The sequence below is a fragment of the Deinococcus marmoris DSM 12784 genome, from assembly GCF_000701405.1.
GTDB classification, from domain to species: domain Bacteria; phylum Deinococcota; class Deinococci; order Deinococcales; family Deinococcaceae; genus Deinococcus; species Deinococcus marmoris.
Genome location: NZ_JNIV01000241.1, coordinates 1 through 1261, shown reverse-complemented (window position 1 = coordinate 1261; position 1261 = coordinate 1). Strand labels below are relative to the sequence as shown.

Below are 1261 nucleotides of genomic sequence, written 5' to 3'. Positions count from 1 at the left end.
CCGGCACTGGATGTGGCGCTGGGGGCTGGGGTGCGGCACTTCGTGCTGCTGTCGCTTCAGGGGGCCGACAAGCTGACCATCACGCCGCACGCGCAGCTTGAGAATCATCTGGGCGGCAACGGCGCGGTGTACACCTTCCTGCGCCCCAGCTTCTTTATGCAGAACCTGACCACCACGCATTTGCCCGAACTCAAAAAAGGCATCATCGCGGTGCCAGCTGGAAACGGGCGCACCAGTTTCGTGGACGCGGGCGACGTGGCTGAGGCTGCTGCCATCGTGCTGACCGAAGGTGGGCATGAGAACCGGGCCTACGAGTTGACTGGCCCGGTTGCACTGACCTACCGCGAGGTGGCCGAGATCTTCACACGTGTCACTGGCCATCTGTACCGCTCCACCGATCCCAATCCCCTCGCCTTCTACCGCCTGATGCGCGGCCAGGGCACGGGCCGGGCCGAAACGCTGGTGATGGAGGCCATTTATGCCACCGCCCGCCTGGGCCTCGCCAAACACGTTTCGGACGACTTGCCCACGTTATTGGGCCGCCCAGCGCATAGCATTGAAGATTTCGCCAGAAATTTGCCCGGACTCGATTAGTGCCGAAGAGACATCAGCATGGCCACAGGGTCAACGAGAGGTTTGATTCCTTTATTTTCATCCGGACAAAATATTTTTTCTTTGTTCTAAACCTGCTTAGAGCAGGGGCTTTCAGCCTGCGTTAACACCAAGACCGGGCAAAAAGAACACGGCCTGGCGTGAATTACAGACCAAACCCTGCGCTAACGACACCATTCACCCAACTTCTCGCAACCTGAACGGGACTTCCCGAAAGCTTGAGCCGAACCTTTCTCCGCGCCGATCCACTTCGGTAGGGCGTCCGGTGGTTGATGTCGACTCTCTCAGGAAATTCCTTCTGCACGCCTTCGATTCATCTCTGAGCGATTGCCGTGTCATGCGTAAGGGGGAGATTTTGTCCTTAGTGCAGGTCTTTGTGCGAAGTCTCAGTCCACCTCATGAGACACGTCAGGCTTGTTTCGGCCGGGCGTAGGCTTTCCCCGAACCGCCAGGCCAACGCCTGCTCAAGCGGCATAGGCGCGGAGAAAAAATAACCCTGCAGCAGATCACAGCCCAGGTCGACAAGAATCTCGCGTTGCAGGTCAGTCTCAATCCCTTCGGCCACCACCTGAAGCTCCAACTCATGCGCCAGAGCAATGGTCGAGCGCACGATGGCCAGATTTTTGTGTCCATAGGTCTCAAGCCCCAG

General features: G+C 58.3%; 2 protein-coding genes. One reads left to right on the top strand and one right to left on the bottom strand.

Annotated features, from left to right (window positions below; genetic code table 11):
• The coding region (locus tag Q319_RS0123595) for an NmrA family NAD(P)-binding protein (protein ID WP_034416747.1) at nucleotides 1–594 on the top strand (594 nt) is incomplete at its 5' end.
• A 379-nt stretch (nucleotides 595–973) separates the two neighbouring features.
• On the opposite strand, the gene Q319_RS0123590 is transcribed toward Q319_RS0123595, so the two are convergent.
• Nucleotides 974–1261, bottom strand: a 288-nt coding sequence (locus Q319_RS0123590) for an EAL domain-containing protein (protein ID WP_029484804.1), incomplete at its 5' end; no start/stop codon positions are given.